The organism is Alkalihalobacillus bogoriensis ATCC BAA-922, from assembly GCF_000621445.1.
Classification (GTDB): domain Bacteria; phylum Bacillota; class Bacilli; order Bacillales; family Bacillaceae_F; genus Bacillus_AO; species Bacillus_AO bogoriense.
Genome location: NZ_KK211282.1, coordinates 70,966 through 90,114, shown reverse-complemented (window position 1 = coordinate 90,114; position 19,149 = coordinate 70,966). Strand labels below are relative to the sequence as shown.

Annotated in this window: 24 protein-coding genes and 1 pseudogene; 11 read left to right on the top strand and 14 right to left on the bottom strand. The window is 37.4% G+C overall.

All coding sequences use genetic code 11. From position 1 onward, the window contains the following. From T323_RS29330 to T323_RS0124970, 3 genes and pseudogenes are all read right to left on the bottom strand, one after another. Window positions 1-221: pseudogene (locus T323_RS29330) on the bottom strand (hypothetical protein); the annotation flags it as partial. Between the two features lie 287 nt (window positions 222-508). Then, entirely contained in the window at window positions 509-670 is a 162-nt protein-coding gene (locus T323_RS29070) for a hypothetical protein (protein ID WP_156942532.1), read from the bottom strand. A 251-nt stretch (window positions 671-921) separates the two neighbouring features. After that, entirely contained in the window at window positions 922-1,695 is a 774-nt protein-coding gene (locus tag T323_RS0124970; RefSeq protein ID WP_026675695.1) for an SDR family oxidoreductase, read from the bottom strand. Between the two features lie 344 nt (window positions 1,696-2,039). Here T323_RS0124970 and T323_RS27670 point away from each other — a divergent pair, with 344 nt between their 5' ends. The 3 genes from T323_RS27670 to T323_RS0124955 all read left to right on the top strand — a co-directional run bounded on the left by T323_RS27670 (window position 2,040) and on the right by T323_RS0124955 (window position 5,314). Beyond that, the gene (locus T323_RS27670; RefSeq protein ID WP_051556722.1) at window positions 2,040-2,636 is read left to right on the top strand and encodes a CBO0543 family protein; all 597 of its coding nucleotides are present in this window, start codon (window positions 2,040-2,042) and stop codon (window positions 2,634-2,636) included. Window positions 2,637-2,800: 164 nt separating this feature from the next. Further along, the gene (locus T323_RS0124960; RefSeq protein WP_026675694.1) at window positions 2,801-3,883 is read left to right on the top strand and encodes an aromatic acid exporter family protein; all 1,083 of its coding nucleotides are present in this window, start codon (window positions 2,801-2,803) and stop codon (window positions 3,881-3,883) included. Between the two features lie 423 nt (window positions 3,884-4,306). Further along, window positions 4,307-5,314, top strand: coding sequence for an IS1595 family transposase (locus tag T323_RS0124955; RefSeq protein WP_026675693.1), 1,008 nt, complete (start codon window positions 4,307-4,309; stop codon window positions 5,312-5,314). Between the two features lie 103 nt (window positions 5,315-5,417). Here the strand turns inward: T323_RS0124955 and T323_RS27665 are convergent, their stop codons facing one another. Continuing rightward, window positions 5,418-5,702, bottom strand: coding sequence for a hypothetical protein (locus tag T323_RS27665; protein WP_051556721.1), 285 nt, complete (start codon window positions 5,700-5,702; stop codon window positions 5,418-5,420). Window positions 5,703-5,991: 289 nt separating this feature from the next. Here T323_RS27665 and T323_RS0124945 point away from each other — a divergent pair, with 289 nt between their 5' ends. Beyond that, a complete protein-coding gene (locus tag T323_RS0124945) occupies window positions 5,992-6,576 on the top strand; it encodes a CBO0543 family protein (protein WP_035179929.1) in 585 nt (194 codons plus the stop codon). Between the two features lie 53 nt (window positions 6,577-6,629). Here the strand turns inward: T323_RS0124945 and T323_RS0124940 are convergent, their stop codons facing one another. The 3 genes from T323_RS0124940 to T323_RS27660 all read right to left on the bottom strand — a co-directional run bounded on the left by T323_RS0124940 (window position 6,630) and on the right by T323_RS27660 (window position 7,920). Next, entirely contained in the window at window positions 6,630-6,860 is a 231-nt protein-coding gene (locus T323_RS0124940; RefSeq protein WP_035179926.1) for a hypothetical protein, read from the bottom strand. A gap of 30 nt (window positions 6,861-6,890) precedes the next feature. After that, window positions 6,891-7,112 (bottom strand): DUF3953 domain-containing protein, encoded by a 222-nt coding sequence (locus tag T323_RS0124935; protein ID WP_026675690.1) that lies wholly within the window; start codon window positions 7,110-7,112, stop codon window positions 6,891-6,893. Window positions 7,113-7,221: 109 nt separating this feature from the next. Then, the gene (locus T323_RS27660; RefSeq protein WP_035179924.1) at window positions 7,222-7,920 is read right to left on the bottom strand and encodes a Type 1 glutamine amidotransferase-like domain-containing protein; all 699 of its coding nucleotides are present in this window, start codon (window positions 7,918-7,920) and stop codon (window positions 7,222-7,224) included. Between the two features lie 96 nt (window positions 7,921-8,016). On the opposite strand from T323_RS27660, the gene T323_RS0124925 reads away from it, so the two are divergent. The 3 genes from T323_RS0124925 to T323_RS0124915 are packed head-to-tail and all read left to right on the top strand — an operon-like array spanning window position 8,017 to window position 10,348. Further along, window positions 8,017-8,565, top strand: coding sequence for a sigma-70 family RNA polymerase sigma factor (locus T323_RS0124925; RefSeq protein WP_026675689.1), 549 nt, complete (start codon window positions 8,017-8,019; stop codon window positions 8,563-8,565). Continuing rightward, window positions 8,565-8,999 carry a PadR family transcriptional regulator gene (locus tag T323_RS0124920; RefSeq protein WP_026675688.1) on the top strand — a complete coding sequence of 145 codons (435 nt, stop codon included), beginning with the start codon at window positions 8,565-8,567 and terminating at the stop codon, window positions 8,997-8,999. The genes T323_RS0124925 and T323_RS0124920 overlap by 1 nt, the downstream gene beginning before the upstream one ends. Beyond that, on the top strand, window positions 8,996-10,348 hold the full coding sequence (locus tag T323_RS0124915; protein ID WP_026675687.1) for an FtsW/RodA/SpoVE family cell cycle protein: 1,353 nt from the start codon (window positions 8,996-8,998) through the stop codon (window positions 10,346-10,348). Before T323_RS0124920 ends, T323_RS0124915 begins: the two co-directional genes overlap by 4 nt. Before the next feature lie 536 nt (window positions 10,349-10,884). On the opposite strand, the gene T323_RS0124910 is transcribed toward T323_RS0124915, so the two are convergent. The 5 genes from T323_RS0124910 to fabL all read right to left on the bottom strand — a co-directional run bounded on the left by T323_RS0124910 (window position 10,885) and on the right by fabL (window position 14,964). Next, window positions 10,885-12,627, bottom strand: a complete 1,743-nt coding sequence (locus T323_RS0124910) for an ABC transporter ATP-binding protein (RefSeq protein ID WP_026675686.1) — start codon at window positions 12,625-12,627, stop codon at window positions 10,885-10,887. 58 nt (window positions 12,628-12,685) lie between these two features. Next, window positions 12,686-13,216, bottom strand: a complete 531-nt coding sequence (ntdP, locus tag T323_RS0124905; protein ID WP_026675685.1) for a nucleoside tri-diphosphate phosphatase — start codon at window positions 13,214-13,216, stop codon at window positions 12,686-12,688. 14 nt (window positions 13,217-13,230) lie between these two features. Next, window positions 13,231-13,671: a DUF3939 domain-containing protein gene (locus tag T323_RS0124900; RefSeq protein ID WP_026675684.1), complete on the bottom strand. Its 441-nt coding sequence runs from the start codon at window positions 13,669-13,671 to the stop codon at window positions 13,231-13,233. Between the two features lie 320 nt (window positions 13,672-13,991). Beyond that, on the bottom strand, window positions 13,992-14,153 hold the full coding sequence (locus tag T323_RS0124895) for a gamma-type small acid-soluble spore protein (RefSeq protein ID WP_026675683.1): 162 nt from the start codon (window positions 14,151-14,153) through the stop codon (window positions 13,992-13,994). 61 nt (window positions 14,154-14,214) lie between these two features. After that, a complete protein-coding gene (gene fabL / locus T323_RS0124890) occupies window positions 14,215-14,964 on the bottom strand; it encodes an enoyl-[acyl-carrier-protein] reductase FabL (protein ID WP_026675682.1) in 750 nt (249 codons plus the stop codon). A gap of 110 nt (window positions 14,965-15,074) precedes the next feature. Between fabL and yfhS the strand changes: the two genes are divergently transcribed. The 4 genes from yfhS (at window position 15,075) to T323_RS0124870 (ending at window position 17,895) form a co-directional block, all read left to right on the top strand. Beyond that, window positions 15,075-15,296 carry a mother cell protein YfhS gene (yfhS, locus tag T323_RS0124885; protein ID WP_026675681.1) on the top strand — a complete coding sequence of 74 codons (222 nt, stop codon included), beginning with the start codon at window positions 15,075-15,077 and terminating at the stop codon, window positions 15,294-15,296. An 89-nt stretch (window positions 15,297-15,385) separates the two neighbouring features. Beyond that, window positions 15,386-16,552: an LL-diaminopimelate aminotransferase gene (locus T323_RS0124880; protein ID WP_026675680.1), complete on the top strand. Its 1,167-nt coding sequence runs from the start codon at window positions 15,386-15,388 to the stop codon at window positions 16,550-16,552. Continuing rightward, the gene (locus tag T323_RS0124875; protein ID WP_026675679.1) at window positions 16,549-17,505 is read left to right on the top strand and encodes an NADPH:quinone reductase; all 957 of its coding nucleotides are present in this window, start codon (window positions 16,549-16,551) and stop codon (window positions 17,503-17,505) included. Before T323_RS0124880 ends, T323_RS0124875 begins: the two co-directional genes overlap by 4 nt. A 63-nt stretch (window positions 17,506-17,568) precedes the next feature. Then, window positions 17,569-17,895, top strand: a complete 327-nt coding sequence (locus T323_RS0124870) for a hypothetical protein (protein WP_026675678.1) — start codon at window positions 17,569-17,571, stop codon at window positions 17,893-17,895. A 166-nt stretch (window positions 17,896-18,061) separates the two neighbouring features. On the opposite strand, the gene T323_RS0124865 is transcribed toward T323_RS0124870, so the two are convergent. After that, window positions 18,062-18,589, bottom strand: coding sequence for a chromate transporter (locus T323_RS0124865; protein WP_026675677.1), 528 nt, complete (start codon window positions 18,587-18,589; stop codon window positions 18,062-18,064). Then, the gene (locus T323_RS0124860; RefSeq protein WP_026675676.1) at window positions 18,586-19,140 is read right to left on the bottom strand and encodes a chromate transporter; all 555 of its coding nucleotides are present in this window, start codon (window positions 19,138-19,140) and stop codon (window positions 18,586-18,588) included. Before T323_RS0124860 ends, T323_RS0124865 begins: the two co-directional genes overlap by 4 nt. Between the last annotated feature and the right edge of the window lie 9 nt (window positions 19,141-19,149).

Here is a 19,149-nt window from a genome sequence, read left to right as displayed (position 1 = left end):
AGCTCTCCCGTTAAAATACAAGCAACGATTGATGCCTGGTGAACATCCAGACCTGCACAAGTTTTTCGAATAGCGTCCAACGTAATCCCTTCCTTTGTATTAACGTAATAAACAGACCGTGCAGGTGAGGCAAAAGGAATGCTTATACACGTCATCATATGACAATGGGCGGTGCTCGAGCCTGCAGTAAGACGGGTTATTTTTCGGAAACGTGTTACCAATACGGAACCGTCTTTTGATCTGTTCAACAATAGAATACAAAGTTTGCGTAACGATTTCTAGTCCAAAATTAATTTTCATTCATGGGGGTGATGGGTACATCATGGATGGTTATTTTCACTAAAATCTCCTTTTTTGAAAACCGTACGGACATCTGTTCCGCTATTTAGCCTTATCAGCAGTATTTGTAGTGAATTTTACTGAATTAACGGAACAGATGTCCGATAGAAATTGAAAACCTTATGTTTTTATGAAAATAGCGGAATATATGTCCGAACGGAATTTCATTTTATCGAACTGTCCACAACACGAGGCAACTAATTGCAACCACTAACCAAATTAATATGGATACATACGCTTGTTTCTTTCGATTCTGAATAACTTTTGCAGAAATTAGTTGAGCTAGTCCGCCACATACGAAAAGCAAAAGCAAAATGAACCAATCATTCATGTCTTACCTCCAATATTTTCAAATAGAAAAATCTTCCTCCCTCTACTATACAAATTTACCAAGAAAAAATGAACACAACGATGCTCCTAATTCAAATAAAGATAAACGCGGGAGCGACTTTTCTTTTCAAGCGACGTGCGGAGCCTTCGCTCTTCTAGAATAAACTTTCAAAAGCTTCACTGGTATTCCAAATTCTTTATAATTTCCTATATGTCAAAAAACAGGCTCTAGCAAAAGAGCCTGTTTTCATATTATCTCTGAAAGCCACCTTCCGAATGAATAACTTGTCCTGTAATCCAAGCAGCTTCTTCACTAACTAAAAATTTTATCAATTTTGCCACATCACTTGGTTCACCAATTCTCCCGAACGGAAACATCGGTGTTAAGTGGTGTTTGATTTCCTCTGTCATCCATCCGGTATCGGTTGGACCAGGATTTATTGCATTAACGGTGATCCCTAATGGAGCAACTTCTGCAGCTAATGTCATCGTCAGTGCATCGATGGCCCCTTTCGTTGTCGCATAGGCTAATTCTCCAGGCATCGGTCTTTGAAACTGTCCTGAAGTAAGATTCACAATTCTTCCACCTGATTTTTTTGTAAATCCTCTAGCAAATAAACTGCTCAACATGGTGGTCGCTCGTATGCTTACAACATAATGTTTGTCTAATTCCTCGGAAGTGATAAGAGAATAATCATTGTTCGTGGAATATGTGGCGTTATTGATTAAAATGTCAGGGTCACCGAGATGTTCCGTTACACGTTTCAGCAACTGCTCTGGTGCACCAAGTTCGGTTAAATCCAATTCCATACATCCGACGTTCACACCCTGTTGTAACAACTCTTCCTTTATTTGTACTGGTTCATCTACGTCAATACCCCAAGGCATTTCCTTATCATAATCCGTCCAATAAGTAAAAAAGATATGATAGCCTGCACCAGCTAGTTCTTTCGCAATGGCTGCACCTATCCCTTTTAGACGGCTTACTCCAGTAATAATAGCAACTTTCTCTTTTAAGTGGTTCATTGAACATTCCTCCAAATTGAGGACGCACAAGTTCGGGTAAAAGGAGATATACAATTCCTATGCACAATTCTTTACGAAGTGAGAGGTTTTTTTAGCCTAATCATGCAGTCCTTGAATGATAGTTGATAGTCAAATAACCCTCGCACACGAGAGTAAAAAAAATCCTATCCAATTTCTTATCATTACAAGTTCATCCACATTTTCAACCATTTTCCCCTTTCCCTATATCTCCACTATGTTAAATTTTAACTGTTTACGTTCCATAACACAATCCTTCATTTCATACTTTTTTCCAAATGGGAAACCATATAAATATGTACTCTAAATAGATAGGACAACAACACATGACTACTAACGAAAAATATAGAGAAATCAATCATTACATTTATGAATCTTTACATGACATCCATTCGCTTAAAGTGGAAGCATGGTTAGAGCACGTTGTTTTTACAATAGAGTGGTGGTTCGGAGTCTCATTATCCATCATTCCATGGATTGTCTGGTTTTTATTTCATAATAAAAAAAGTAGACACCGGATGTTGTTTGTCGCGTTTTTCATCACCATTCTAGCTTCCTTTTTAGATACAATCGGGACACAATTCGGGTTATGGATATATTATTATGAAGTTCTTCCTTGGCTCCCTGCCTATTTACCTTGGGACTGGGCACTCGTACCTGTTGTTATTATCGGACTTCTTGAATTTAAACCTGAATACTCTCCTTTTAAGAAAGCATTTCTATTTGCCGCTTTGAGTTCTTTTGTCGGAGAGCCTTTTTTCGAATTCATTGGGTTATATGAACCAATACATTGGAGATCTTTTTATTCATTTCCTATTTATATTGTCATCTTTCTCTTTTGCTACTGGTTAAGTAAACGTAGTTTTTTTCCATGTATGGATCTTGATAGGGCGTTATTAGAACGCTCTTTTTTGATACAATAAACTTAATAAAAGCTGTCATCATTATAGGTAGGCTTACATATAATGGTTTGTCTCAGCGTCTTTTTGCTTTTATTGCTTTTATCTCTTGCGTAAAAGGGTATAAAGGTGTATATTACGACGTTGATACACCATCCTCCACTTCAGATTGAAAGGAATTTTTATTCATGAAACTTGGTGCTCGAATTTTCAAAACGGGGATTGCCATTATGGTGGCCTTATATGTTGCGATATTGGCTGGCTTAGAACCACCGATGTTTGCGGCATTAGCGGCCATGTTTGCGATTCAGCCATCGATATATCGCAGTGTGCAAACCATTTTGGAACAATTTCAAGCCAATATACTCGGTGCAGTATTAGCCGTTATTTTTGTCCTGACATTTGGTCACGCCCCATTTGTCGTAGGTGTCGTTGTCGTCATTGCAATTGCCATTATTATGCGGCTTAAATTAGAGCCATCGACAATTCCACTTGCCATTGTCACCATCATTGTCATTATGGAAAGTCCATCTGAAAATTTTATCGAGTTCGCCGCGCTCCGCTTTGTGTTAATAATTATAGGTGTTCTATCGGCGTTTCTTGTGAATTTGTTCTTTTTGCCACCACGATATGAAACAAAGTTATATTTAAAAATCGTCAACAAAAGCGAACAAATTAATCAGTGGATTACATTGTTTATGCGAAAAGATGCAAACCATAGTGCGCTAAAAAAAGAAATTACAAAAATAAACGAATCCATGGTGAAACTTGAAAATTTATATTTGCTTTATAAAGAAGAGCGCAACTATTTTGCGAAAAACCGCTACAGTAAAGCGCGCAAAGTCGTTTTGTTTAGACAAATGATTGCGACAACAAAAAAAGCATTGTTTTTATTAAAAAATTTAGAACGACGAGAATATGAACTCTATCAAATGCCAGACAAACTTCCTACGCTCATTCGCTTACAATTGGAACTGCTAACAGCCTACCATGACAGGATTTTGCTGCGTTACTCAGGTAAAGTGACACATCAAGCAAACGATGAAATGGTAACAGAAATGCAGCAAGGAAAAGAAGAACTGACAGAATACTTTCTCGAGTTATACGAAAATCAGGCGGTCGACCGTGAGCAATGGCTTCATATTCTCCCGATTTTAACCCACATTATTGAATATGAAGAAAAACTCCAGCACCTCGACCATCTTGTTGACACTTTCTTTACCTATCATCAAAAAGAAAATAAAGTGACGATTAAAGAACCAGAAGAATAACGGGCTTCTGTTGTGCTCGCGGCGGTGGTGTTGCGGTCGAAACTATCGGACATCTGTTCCGTTATTCATTGAAAAAACCGTCTTTTTTAAAACCTATCGGACATACGTTCCGCTATTTGGCCTTTCAGCCCTGAAAATCACTGCTTTTTTAGGCTAATAACGGAACACATGTCCGATAGCATTCTCAAACCGCAGTTTTTTATTGAAATAGCGGAACAGATGTCCGTAAGAAAAATGCGGAGCGTCTTTTCTTTCAAGCGAAGTGCGTAGCCTTCGCTCTTCTAGAATAAGCTTTCAAAGTTCACTACTTACCAAAATTTTTATCTTTCTTATCTTTTAAAAAGGCTGTTTTCGTATAGATTGTTGCTATTTTGACCAGACTCCTATTAGGTGCTAAAATACTGACATAGGAGGGGTTTTAGGATGTGGAAAGACGTTTATACCGATTTCATGGATTTGCCCAAACACGAACAACAGAAGCTGTTTAATCTTTTAAAAGAAGACTTCTTCTCTAATGAGGATACAGATATGAGTGATGCGTATACGTCTATTAGAGAAATGCGATTTAATGAAGGGTTAGGTTGTGTTCATTGTGGAAGTGTAAAGGTGAAAAGAAACGGAAAATACCGTGACAGACAAAGGTATCTTTGTCGTGACTGCGGAAAGTCTTTTAATGACCTAACCAACACTCCTATTTCAGGAACTCGTTATCTTGGAAAGTGGTCTACCTTCTTTCATTTAATGGTTGAGGGATATACTCTGCCGCGGATTGCTGAAAGACTTGAAATTCATCTGTCTACAGCATTCTACTGGAGACACAAGGTGCTTTTTGCCCTCCGTTCATTAGGATTCCAAACATTAAAAGGTATCGTTGAAAGTGACGAGACATTCTTTAAGGAGTCATTAAAAGGACGTGAAGTGGTAGATAGAAAACCAAAAAAACGTGGAGGAAGAGATAAAAAGAGAGGGATTAGTAACCTTAAAATCGCTGTTGTGGTGGCACAAGACCGTAACGGACAAGTGATTGCTCGAAAAACAGGCACTGGTCGTGTAAGAGCAGAAGAAATTGATGCTGTTATTGGTGATTACATTGACCAATCCTCTTTGTTATGCACAGATACAGCTACAAACTACAAGAAGTTCGCTCTCATTAAAAACCTTAAACATGAAACCATCAACCTAAGCAAAGAGGGATATGTTAAAAAAGGCATATACCATCTTCAGCATGTAAACAGTTACCATAAACGATTGAAGGATTGGATGCAACGGTTCCAAGGAGTAGCAACAAAATATTTAGACAACTACCTTTACTGGTTTTACGTTCTCCAACAGAGCAAGAAGATGACGACTAAACAACGAGTAAACCAAATGCTATTAAGCGCGTGTCAGAAATCCAATCCTATTACGGTCAATTCGTTGCGAAAATTCTAAAAAACAGCCACTTCCATAAGGAAGCAGCTGTACTCGCACTTAAACTAACGCTCCCGTTAGTTTAAGTGCCGTTGTTCACAGTAAACACTAATCATCAATTTCTCTAATCTCTTAGGGCTGTATCAATTAGGTTTCCAAAGATATAATATTTATAATGAGTTACTCCTGGAAATTCATCTTCTGGCATAAAATTCCCTTCAATCTCAAAAGAATACCCTAAACCTTTATAAGTTCCAGAACCGCCATCGTCAGCAGTATTTGTAGGAATCGAAAATATCGGCTTTTTTTCAAATCCTTTAACTTGAAAATAATCTATTACTCCTACTACTCCCCATAAAAAGAGTACCGAAAAAGTCACAAACAAAACAACCTTAGTTTTCTTCCTCATTTAATCGCCCCTTCTATTATCGCTAATTTACTAAACTGCTCGTTAGTTGAACAAGAATTCTACAGTTAATAATACCATAAAATAGTAAATTAATCCCTTTTATCTTTCAATAGCCACAATCCTTACGAAAACAGCCTTTATAAAAAAGAAACAGGTCACCCATCCCCCTACCATAAATTCCCTCCCCCTTTACTCAGAAAACTGTCATTATTTTGAACCCCTATGCACATATTAACGTCGAGGATTATTTTATTCCAAAAATTCGTAATAAAAAGGCAGGACGACTCCCATGTTCTCATCAGAAAAGCAATTAGAAGCCTTAAATAAAATAACTTCAACGACTGAAAAGCTAACCCAAACCCAAATAGAATACTGGACCCTATATTCTCATATGAACACATGGGGGTTTAAAGTTATATTACTAATGTTTATTATTCCACTTATTGCTCTATATTTTTTAATCGATAGACGGAAAATGTTACTGCTCGGCTTTTATGGAATGAACATTCATGTGTGGTTCAGTTATATAAACATAAGCGGTATAAGACAAGGCTTATTTAGTTATCCGTTTGAATTAATTCCGTTTATTCCTGGAAATCTCGCTTTAGATGCGACTCTTATTCCAGTGTTGTTTATGCTCGTTTATCAGTGGACAATCAATCATAGAAAAAACTTTTATATTTACACGATTGCTCTGTCCCTAGTTTTATCGTTTATTTTCAAACCGTTACTCGTTCATTTTGGCTTTTTTGTGTTACATAAAGGAATGAATTATTTTTATCTTTTTGTTTTGTATTGCGTTATCTTTTTATTTTCAAAACTTATTACAACCGTGTTTCTAAAAATGCAAAATACACGTCCAACAACAATTTAAATCCCTAGCTATAAGAAGCTAGGGATGTTTCTCAAATCATTATGTAATTTTCTTTAGCTCACAAACTTCTTACAAATACTTACCCCTATTCCTACAAACATTCCAACAAAAGCGCCAATTACACTGTAACGTATGATTGAAACGATGTAATCATACACATAGATATACTCTGTTGTGTAACCAGAATCAAAAGGAGTTACTATTTTATAATCGACAAACAAAACCGAAAAAGCAAAAAAGAGAAAAAAACCATAAATTGACCCTTTTTGCATATTCTTTTCCATTTCATCACCTCCATCAGCTACGATAAACATTCAAACCAGACTCACAAATATACATATGGAAATAGCACCAAAGAGAAAACCTTTAAAGAAATTTCGTTGATTATAAATCTCATCAACACCCAATGATAAAATCGTTGCTCCAAGAAAAATCATCATGTAACTCATGTAATTATCAGTAGAGAGTAATATTCCTACCCCAGAAGAAATTATCGTTAACACACCAAAAACAGTCCCAATGATTTTAATCCACATAACGCCTCCCGCTATTCCATAATTTAGGTATCTTTACATTATCATATTCACATGAAAAATTGGTTGGTTTTTATAAAATATAAAAAAACATCCAACTCACATTTCATTTTTAACCCAATAACCTTGTCGCTAGCACCGTTTCAACATTGTTACTGTCATTTTCTACCCAATACGCCTTCGCATGAGGTCTTGAGCTGACAATCTCCTTTATTTCTTCTCCCATATAATGAACTGCTACACCATCATCTGTTGCGATTCCCGCTTTCATTTTTCTCGATAGAACAAAACTCTGAAATGCCTGCCTTCTTTCCACTTCCCCATCGTAATGAGGACAATTACTACCTTTTAAGAATCCTAAGCATTTCATCGGTTCCAGTCCGTCCCCATAAGAGTCTGTTACTCCTTCTTCAAACCAACAAATCGAACCCGCACTAATACCCGCTAGTACTTTACCTTCTTTCCATGCTTTCTGTAAGATTGTATTTATGTTCCACTCTTTCCAAAGTGCTAGTAAATTTTTTGTATTTCCACCTCCAACATAAATGATATCCTTGTCTAAAAGGAACGTCTCAATGTCTCTTGTTGGTGGGGTAAACAAGGATAAGTGTGAAGGCTGACATGGTTGCTTTTCAAAAAAGGAATAAAACCTTGAAATATAATCTTTCGAGTCTCCACTTGCGGTTGGTAAAAAGCACACTTTCGGGTTATCGACGTTCGCTTGCCTTAAAATATACTCGTCTAGCAATGGATTGTTCGGTTCCATCGAGAATCCACCACCTCCAAGTGCAATAATTTGACCTTTGATCATGACTCATCCTTCCTTTCTTGAATAAAACGATCTAAAATATTTTAAAACCGAAATGACCTTTGCTTCGTCTAACATTATGAAAGGGGTGATCTATAGATGAATGAACTAGAACAAGTAGCAGTAACATCAGAAAGTATTGATAAACAAGTGATGATAGACCACCTTATAAACGAATATAGTGATGGACTTTTACATCTCGTTTATACATATGTAAAGAATCGTACAACGGCTGAAGATTTAACACAAGAAATCATTCTTAAGTGTTATGAAAAATCACATCAATTTCAGCAACACTCTTCACTCAAAACATGGGCATATCGCATTGCAATTAATCATTGTAAGGACTATGTGAAAAGCTGGCATTATCGAAAAATTACGCTTAACGAAAAAATCATTCATGCTCTTCCTTCTAAATCGAAGAATATTGAAGAAGAAATGATTGCAAAAAGTGAAGAAGACGAAGTAACAAAGGCAGTAATGCGGTTACCGATAAAATATAGGGAAATCGTTTTTCTCCATTATTATGAAGAGCTATCATTAGTAGAAATTAGCAACGTGTCAGGAGTTAATGTAAATACAATAAAAACGCGATTAAAGCGAGCCAAAGAATTATTAAAACAAGAGCTCAAAAAGGAGGCTTACTAATGAGCGATCCATTTCGCAACTTGAAACATTCGATGAAACAGTCGGTTTTTAACAACATGTCTTTTCCCGAGGAACGAAAAGCTGCCGTAAAAGAAATGATTCGATCAAAACAGCTACAAAAGCTTTCATCTTGGAAAGAAGAAACACTAGTAGCTCTGTTAGATTCCCTTCAACATCATGAAAAGGACGGTTATGATATTTCAACTTACCTTATTTCAAGAAATGAGCTAAGCTTTCAAAAAAGAGAAGGTCAGCTTTATACACTTCTACATCTACTTGAAACTAAAGGAGTATTAGCGTCAAAATGGTCGGAAGAAAAGAAATACTATTCGTTAACGAAAAAAGGAAAAAAATTATTAGCCACATATAAAGAACATTCTTCTGTTAGCGAAATCTCTCTTACCCATTTACTAGAGGAGGCGTCATCTAGATGAAATCTTCCTCTCCGTACGAAGAGTTTCTTAATAATGTAACGTCTAGAGTGAAAGCGACAGAAGCTCACGTCATGATAAAAAAAGAACTCACTTCTCATCTCGTACAACTAAGTCAGTCTTTTCAAAAGCTGGACATGACAAAAGAGGAAGCAGACGAAAAAGCGCTAGAGGAAATGGGAAATCCTTTTACGATAGGAGATAATTTAAATCAATTACATCGACCAAAAATGGATTGGGTTCTTATTCTTTTATATACCATAATCGCTGTCATCAGTTTTCTTCCAATATTGAATCTCGATGAGGGGATTATAATATTATCCGCCTCTACTTTAATCATCAAACAACTAAGTTTGTTTACTATCGGTCTTTTGATTATCGTTATGTTTCTATTTTTCGATTATCGAAGGCTACAAAAATGGTGGGGGTTCTTTTATACAAGTGGAATCATTTTGCTTTTAGTCACTTTAGTCTTTGGTAGCACTACAATGGGAGCATTAAAGTGGCTAGAAATTGGAGGCTTCAAGATTTCGATAACGCCTATTTCATTCTTTTTATTTTTCCTAGCATTTTCCGGGTTTTGTTATAAGGTAAATGAAGTAACAAGTTGGAAAAAGCAAATGTTCTACTTTGGACTTTTATGTTTCCCCATTGTTTTGTACCTCATGTTACCTGACTTTTTTGCAATAGTCATTTATTTTTTTTGTGTAGCTTCTATGTTCGCTTTTACTCAGCTTAACAAAAGAATGATCTTACGATTAGGTCTAGCGACTGGAACACTGTTCATTATAGTTCTTAGTTTTATTTTCGGATATGCTTATTTCGATACTTCACGTGGCGGTACGTTCTTTGTGAATCGATTCCTTGCGATTTTCACTTATTTAAATCCAGATACTGCGCCTGGTTCACCAGATTATCTTTCTATTATTATAAAAGATCTTCTATCCCAAGCAGGCTGGTTTGGTAATGGCTATAGTGATAACATTCTTCCTCTACCAGAATCCCATACTGACTTTGTGTTTCCTTATCTAGTTTACACATTTGGCTGGGCCTTCGGGGTTTTCTTATGTTTACTTTTATTGTTTTTTATATTACGGATTTGCTTCCATGCCTTTAAAACAAACGACCTTTATGGAAGACTACTCGTTGTTGGAGGGGCTTCATTGTTTATTATTCCAACATATTGGAACATTTTAATGTCACTTGGTTTCCTGCCGATTATTGGTATTTACCTACCTTTTATTAGTTATGGAGGGACCATTGTCATTATGTATTCCACGATTTTAGGGCTCATTTTAAGTGTATACCGAAGAAAAGATATCGTGGCACCGACTATTGTTGTTCGTGGATAAGAAAAACGCGGGAGCGTCTTTTCGTTTCAAGCGAAGTGCGGAGCCTTCGCTCTTCTAGAATAAACTTTAAAAACACCACTGCTATACCAAAATTATTATGCTCCCTCATTTGTCTCATTTTTGCGGTCAGAGCAACCGTTATTTGTGAACATGATACGGGTTTCCGTTTTTTAGCGGTCACAGGAGCGCTTATTCACGCAAAAGCAACACTATTCCTAGCGATATATTATGATTAACGGCTCCTGTGTCCTCCAACATTCCAAAACGCTAGCAATGTTCACAAATAACGGTTTTCATGGCCGCTTACTTGCCATAAACAACAAAATCGCTAACGCGTAAACCCGACCAAAGTGTTGAATGGGTTTGTCTCATAATACTCCAAATCCCTAATTCATTCTAAGACTGTATTAGAGCAATGTTATACACAAGTCGACTTTTTATAGTATCCTAAATAAGAAAAACGTGGGAGCCTCTTTTCTTTTATGTTAAACAAAAAAGAATCACCGGTGAAACTATGTCTCACCGGTGATTCTTCTTTAAATATGTTGCACTTCATACAATTGAAAATAACTACCCCGCTTCTCCATCAATTCATCATGTGTTCCAATTTCTGAGATTCTTCCATTTTCAATGACTACTATTCGATCAGCATGAGTAATAGTCGATAAGCGGTGAGCGACAATAAACGTCGTTCGGTCTTTTGCAAGTATGTCTAACGCTTCTTGGATATAATGCTCACTTTCTAAATCAAGGGCTGATGTTGCTTCATCAAAAATGAGAATAGCTGGATTTTTTAAAAATACACGTGCAATCGCAATCCGCTGTTTTTGACCTCCTGACAATTTCACGCCACGTTCGCCAACTTCCGTTTCATAGCCGTCAGGTAAGTTTAAAATAAACTCATGTGCATTCGCAGCTTTTGCAGCTAAGATGACTTCTTCGTCTGTTGCCTCTGGTTTTCCCATCAGGATATTTATTTTTACCGAATCACTAAATAATATATTATCTTGGAGTACCATCCCGATTTGGTCACGTAATGTTCTCACTTCATATTCACGAATATCTGTGCCATCTAATAAAATACGACCGTTAGTCACATCGTAAAATCGCGGAATTAAACTAATAACTGTACTCTTTCCGCCTCCGCTCATCCCAACAAACGCAATGGTTTCTCCTTGCTTCACATCTAAGGAAAAGTTTTCAATGACAGGTGATTCTTCTTCGTCATAATGAAACGTGACATCGTCAAACTGAATATGTCCTTTTGCTTGTTTTAACGGTATTGCATTTCGTTTATCTTGGATATCATATTTTTCGTCAACAAATTCAAATACTCGGTCCATAGAAGCTATTGATTGTGTTAATGTCGTTGATGAATTAATTAACCGACGTAATGGATTATACAAACGGTCCATATAAAGAGCGAAGGCCGACATTTGTCCAAGCAGTAAGTTGCCATTTAAGACAAAATAGCCTGCCACTAAAATAACAAGCAATGGCGCAATATCTGTGACCGTATTCACCACCGCAAATGTTTTTGCGTTCCAGCGTGTTTGGTCAATCGCTTTATCGAGAAAATTCAAATTGCGCTTGCGAAATTGGTCTTGTTCATAATCTTCAAGAGCAAAACTCCGAATGACATTCATACCTTGGACACGTTCATGTAAATGACCTTGTACTTCTGCCAAAGCTTGCGAGCGTACTTTTGTCAGTTTGCGAAGCCGACCATAAAAATATTTAATTGAAAACGCGTAAATCGGAAACATCGAAATCGCCACTAATGTGAGCCAGGCATTCATATTCCACATAATAATAATCGCGAAAATAATCGTTAATGTATCGAGCCATATATTCATTAAGCCTGTAATAACAAATGTTTTTGTTTGTTCAACATCATGAATGACCCTTGAGATGATTTCTCCGACTTTTCGATTCGAATAAAAGCGTAAACTTAATTTTGGGATATGAGTGAATAATTGATCCCGTAGGTCGTACAACACTTTGCTTGCGGTCCATTGCGCTAGGTATTGACGAAAATATTCAATTGGTGGACGAATGACGACGAATATAATAAACATCGCACCCATAATCCAAAACAATTGTTGGACTTTATCTTCATAAATAAGTGAGTCATTCAAAATAATATCATCAATAATATACATAAGGGCAAGTGGGGTTAACAATGGAATCCCAAACTTCATAATCCCAATGCCCACGGTAAAAATAATGACCTTCCAATACGGTTTGACAAATTGTAAATATCTCTTTATACTCCCCATCAAACCTCTCCTTTTTTATATACTGTAAAAACACAATAAAGCCTGTTCATGACAGGCTTTATAACCGATATTGTAAAAATCGCTCATACCACATTTCAATAAATTGTGGTGCAAACGGACCTTTACGTTGGTGTATCCATGAAATTAATTCATTTACACTATGTTGTAAAATATCATCAATTGGTTTGGGATAGTTCATTTGTTTTCGATGAAGCTCATACTCGTCTTCATCTAATAACTTAAATGTCATATCAGGGAACACTTTAATGTCTAAATCGTAATCAATGTATTTTAACGCTTCTTCATCCCATGTAAAGGGAGAGCCCAAGTTACAGTAATAGTATATTCCATCTGCTCGGATCATACCGATCATGTTAAACCAATGCTCAGAGTCAAAATAACAAATTGCTGGCTCTCTTGTTCTCCATTGCCTGCCGTCCGATTCTTTTACAAGAATACGGTCATTTCCACCGATCACAACTTTTGACGTCCCCTTTAAGACAATCGTTTCTTCCCAAACTCGATGAATCAATCCATTGTGTTTATAACTATGGACTTCAATCACACTTCCTGTCTTGGGGAAACTCATGTGATTCTCCTTTCCTATTGGGTTGGACGCCGATGAGTCACCAAATTATCGCCTTTGGTCACATACAATGAAACCGTTGGCTCGTCCCGTAAATAATCTCGAATTAAAAAATAACTAATTTGATTACTTCCAGGGATGACTGGTAATTTTCCGTTTTCTTTGACATATTGGTCAATTGCACGTTGTACCTCATCTATTATTCTTGCCATTTCTGGTGTTTCAAACACCTCAAACGTTTCTTTTGACATAAAGAAGTCGTTCATCGGAATTCCTTTAAGCTTACTTTGCAACAACGTAAAATCAATGGAATAATCATCTTTTACTAACGCACGTAATGATATATGAAGCGGTAAGTCTCTAGAAGCGTCTGTTATTAATTGTCTCACGTCGTCAATGGACAATTGAATCTTTGGTAACGGTTCAGCCTCCTTCTTTTTTTTACTCCAAAACTTCATCCAATACTCCTTTCAAACATTCCGTCTGCTAACATTTAGAAGAAACCACATTACTATCCTTTTTATTATACATTTTTCCAGTTCATTTTGAAATCAATCCTACTTAATATGTGCTAATAATACGAAGATCAACAAAAAAACCGAATAATTATTTTTATTCAGCACGGTTGCGGACATCTGTTCAGTTATCTTAGCAGTTCACTGATTTTTCATACTCAGTTTTGTGAAATAACGGAACACATGTCCGAATAGTAGTTCCCATATATTTATTAAAAAGCACTTTCTGTCCGTCGGTCAGAAAGTGCTTATTGATTGAATGATTACTTGCTTGAGTTTTGTTGCTTTTTAGATTCAGATTGCTGGTTTTGTTGACGCACTTGTTGAGCATCAGTTTCGCTAGCAAATTCTGTGCTTTGACCTTGTGCAGAAGCAGCGTTTTGTTGACGCACTTGCTGAGCGTTTGTTTTAGAACGTTTAGCCATTTGATATCACCTCCACAACTATAATGTCTCCCGGAGGTTTTCATTTTATCCAAAGATTTTTTTACGTTAACAACGATATGCCACCATCTACAATAATCGTTTGACCACGAATCATTTTCCCCTGTTCTGACAGTAAAAACATCACCGCATTTGCTAAGTCTTCTGGTTCAACAATGCGCCCTGCTGGTGTTCTGTCCGCGGCATCTTGCAGTAATTCTTCTCGATTTGGAAAATGCGTTAACGCATCCGTATCAACTGCTCCACCAGATACGGCGTTAACGACAATATTCATTGGTGCCAATTCCACTGCTAAATATCGTGTTAATGCTTCCACTGCAGCTTTTGAAACACCAACAGTCGTATAGTTTTTCAAATAGCGAATGGAACCAAGTGAGCTTAAGCTGACAATCGCTCCTCCACCTGTTTTCTCCATTCGCTTTGCTGCTTCTTGAGCACAAAAGAGAAGCGCTTTACTATTAATGTCCATCGTCCAATCCCAATGGCTTTCTTCAAGCTCCATAATCGGACGTAATACACCAGACGCTGCATTATTGACTAAAATATCAAGTCGTCCAAATGTTTCATCGATTTCTGCAAACATTTCTTTAATTTTTTCTGGTTTTCCAACATTTGCTTTCACCACTAATGTTTTTCTTCCTAACGCTTCAATTTCAGCTGCCGTTTCAAGCGCTGCTTTTTTACTTCTTGCATAATTTATAACGATGTCATATCCTTTTTCTGCTAAGCGTAACGCAATTTTTTTTCCAATTCCTCGACTGCTCCCTGTAACAAGAGCTACCTTTTGTTCCATGTAAATCCATCCTTTCCACTCTACACTATATGTACGTGTCCCATTATATCGTATACTCCTCTTACTTCCTAGAAACAATATACATACACCACTTTTAAGGGGGAGCTACTATGTATGTCGGACGTGACATGACCGAGTTATCAATGATGTCCAAAGGAGATTGGACAGATAAAGAACTCGCGTATTTCCATAAAAACTTGCAACAAATCGCACCGTATTTAAATTCTGAAGGTGTAACGATACATCGTGAAATTATTTTAGAAATTGAAAATCGTGGAGGATTTAAATCAGAAGCTAGTTACGAGCACGGTTCGCAAGTCCATTATGATTAAACACTTGGTTATCCAAGTGTTTTTTTTATGTTGTTCATCCTGTTTTTGTTTTACAATAAGAAGAACGAGTCTGACTAGGAGTGAACGTGATGATCCAACCCGCTTCAAAATTAAATCAATTAGCTACGAGTGTTTTTAGTGACTTAGCTATACAAAAGCGACAAAAACTTCAAGAAGAAAAAGAATTAATCGACTTGAGTATTGGAAGTCCTGATTTGCCTCCCCCTTTATTCGTCCGTGAAGTTCTAGCTGTAGAATCACTAAACCCGTCATCTTATGGTTATGCCATTCAAAGCTTACAACAGTTTGATGCTGCGGTTTGCCGATTTTATCAGCAACGCTATCATGTTGATGTAAAAGAAAGTGAAGTGTTACAGCTTTTAGGGTCCCAAGATGGATTAGCTCATATTGCATTAGCCTATTTGGAAAAAGGTGATGTGATGATCGTTCCAAACCCTGGATATCCCATTTATTCTGCTGCTGCTCATCTTGCTGGGGCTGAGTTATACTTACTCCCTGTAAATGAGGAAAATAATTTTATGCCTGATTTATCAACGATTCCAAAAGAGATTCAGGAAAAAGCCAAACTTATGATTCTTAATTATCCTGGAAATCCGGCGTCCGCTCTAGCAACAGAAGCTTATTTTGAACAAGTGATTTCGTTTGGACTACAACATGAGATTATTATCATGCATGATTTTGCTTATTCGGAGTTAATTTTTGATAATAAAAAACCACTGAGCATTTTCTCTTTGCCAAACGCCAAAAAAACGGCGATCGAATTTAATTCTCTTTCAAAAAGCTTTAATATGGCCGGAGCAAGGGTCGGTTATGTCCTTGGAGACCCTGAAATATTAAAGCCATTAGCGATTGTTAAATCACATGTTGATTACGGTATGTTTCTTCCTATCCAAAAAGCAGCGATTGCTGCATTAACAAGTGATGGTTCTTTTTTACAACAACATCGTGCTATTTATGAAAATAGAAGAAATACATTTTTGGAAAAATTGAATGAAATAGGATGGCACGTTAGAAAACCAGATGGAGGTATGTTTGTTTGGGCAAAAATCCCTGCTGGTTTTACATCTTCTCACTTTACAAAAGCGGCCATTGACCATGGTGTCGTTGTTACACCAGGGCACGCGTTTGGCTCTGAAGGAGAAGGATATGTTAGAATTGCCCTAGTACAAGAAGAAGAAATTTTACAAAAAGCCGTTACATTACTACAACCATTATTAAGGGGGAATGTAGAGTGAAAGCTGTCGTTTATGAAACTTATGGAGGACCTGAAGTATTAACTGTCGCACATGTAGAAAAACCGATTGTCGGTGACGATGATGTGTTAGTCAAAGTAGGGGCATCAGGCATTAATCCGGTTGATACATATTTCCGCGCTGGTATTCGAGAAGTTCCATCGTTTCCACATATCCCACATTTTGATTTAGCTGGCACTGTTGTTGAAGCTGGAAAAAATGTAACTGACCTTTCTGTCGGGGACCGTGTCTGGGGTACAAATATTTCAGGTACAGCTGCTGAATATGTTGCTTGTCCTCAATCTAAAGTATTCCCATTAGCCGATCACCTTTCTTTTGAAGAAGGGGCCGCTTTAGCAATGGCGTTTATGACCGCACATTTATCGTTATTTGCCCGAGGTCAACTACAAAAAGAAGATACCGTTCTTATATACGGTGGTGCGGGAGCTGTTGGTCATGCGGCTATACAGCTGGCAAAACAGACAGGAGCTTTTGTTATTACAACAGCTGGAGATGAAGCTAAGGCACAATTGGCAAAGGAAGCTGGTGCCGATGAAGTTATTTTATATAAACAAACTAGTGTCGTTAACGCGGTGCAATCGCTCAAGGCTACTGTTAACCTTATAATAGATGTATCGGTTAGTGAAAATTTAGAGTCGAACTTAGATTTCATTGAAAATGGTGGAAGAATTGTCACAGTCGGGTCACCGAAAAACAATACACCCCCTCTTCCTTGGCGAAAATTAAATATGAAAAATGTTTCGCTTCACGGTGTACTATTATTCACGGCTAAACCATCTGAATTGAAAGAAGCCGGTGTAGCAATTTCAACGTTATTCCAACAAAAGAAGCTCACCGCTCACCTCGCAAAAGCTTTCTCTTTTGCGGAAGCTCAACTGGCACATGAAGCATTAGAGCAAAAACGATATAATGGCACAATCGTCATTACACCATAATTTTTTGTGTACAATTGTCCCTCTTTGCAAAAGCTAATAAAAAATGCAAAGGGGGATTTTTTCATGGAAAGACAAACATATTATGTGAACGTTAACCCAACGAGTATGGAAGACATCAGCCCAACAAAAGTCGATGATGGTGAATTAATTGAATATGAAATTGAAGCAAATGAAGCTGAATATAAGGATTTACAAAATTTATTACTTGAAGTGCAAGCTCATGATATGGAATTAGGTGATTTGTTTACATTTAAGCATTATAACGATGAAGAAATCGACCGTGACCGAAATGAATTTCAACGTGGCCTAGAAGATGTATACCGTATGATTTATAAGCTAGGAACACCTGAGACAAAACGTCAAATTGAGTCTCTTGGGTTAAATTTATAAAGCTGACGCAGAAAGCCCAAAAGGCAAAGTGCGCCTTTTGGGCGGCTTCGGGGCGCTCGGGGCTCGCCTATCGGAACACCACCGATTGGCTTTAAGGGCCTGCCCCCGCTTCCCTTCGCTGACGCAGAAAGCCCAAAAGGCAAAGTGCGGCCTTTTGGGCTTTCTGCTATCCAAAAAATGCTCCGTAGACTAGGGCGCCAGCGATGACGAGGGCGGGGTGGACTTTGAATTTTTCTAGAAGTAAAAATGTGATTCCAACGATTGCTGCTGTTTGTATCCATCCAGATTCGATGTAGGATGTTTGGAAAAAACGGAACGCAAGGGCTCCTAATAAGACTGCGATTGTTGGACGAACAAGGTTACTCATGGCTTTTACTTTTGGTGAGTCCCTGAATTTCATTAAAATGCTTAAAAGAATTATCATTAAAATAAGTGAAGGTGCGACCGTAGCAAAAACACCAACGGTTGCGCCTAAGACTCCGCCGACTTCATAGCCAATGTATCCTGCCATTTTCGTAGCAATTGGTCCTGGTAAGGCATTCCCTAATGCTAGTACTTCCGCAAATTGGTCTACGGTCATCCATTCATAACGATGAACGACTTCATGCTCGATTAAGGGAATAGACGATGGTCCACCACCATACCCAATAATTCCAGGAATAAAGAAGGCAATAAAAATTTCTACATAAATCATTCTTTAGCCGCCTCCTTTTGTTTTCCTCTTTTTGTCAAAGCATAAGCCAATAAAACAGCAATGACAATACCAGGATGAATGTGGAAAAATTCAATAATAATCAAACTAATAATGACTAAAAATATACTTATTTTCCATCCTAATCCTTGCTTCGACTTCGTTAAAAATTGCCATGTTAACTGGACCATCAACACTCCGACAACAGGAATAACCGCTCTTGTCATGCCTTGGACCCACTCTTGATCCTTATAGGCTGATAGAGATGTTAAAAAAACAATCATTAACAGAATCGTAGGTAAAATTGAAGCTAATATTGCATTTAGTAATCCAATTACACCACCAACGCGATAACCGATGTAACCGGACATCTTTGTATTAATGGGTCCTGGAAGTGTATTACCGATAGCAAGTACTTCCGCAAATTCATCATCATCCATCCACTTATACGTTTCAACAACTTCTTTTTGCATTAAAGGAATGGAGGCAGGACCGCCCCCATATGCTAAAATGCCCGAGCGAAAAAATGCTAAAAAGATATGCCATTGTTTCATAATAATCCC